General features: G+C 59.9%; 1 pseudogene. It reads right to left on the reverse strand.

Annotated features, from left to right (window positions below):
* Positions 1-75: 75 nt before the first annotated feature.
* Positions 76-262 (reverse strand): annotated as a pseudogene (locus SB660_RS21525) (iron uptake transporter deferrochelatase/peroxidase subunit); the annotation flags it as partial.

The following is a 262-nucleotide window of genomic DNA, read 5'->3' on the forward strand; positions in this document are numbered from 1 at the left end:
GTGTGTTGCGGCTCGTCGATCCCGTGGGCCTTCGCAGAAAGCGTATGTGAGGTAACCATTGTGCTCTCCTTCGCCTTAGCCCAATATCGTCTCGCCGATGTAACCGCCGTCACTGCATCCCGGTGGGACGGCAAACACGGCAGAACCGACGGGGGTTGTCCATTCGTTCAGGAGATCGAGCTGATCGAGACGGTCCTGGATGGGGACGAACTGCGCGTCGACGTCGGCCTGGAACGACACGAACAGAAGACCGGAGTTGGAG

The organism is Bacillus sp. SIMBA_005, assembly GCF_046535585.1.
GTDB lineage: Bacteria > Bacillota > Bacilli > Bacillales > Bacillaceae > Bacillus > Bacillus pumilus.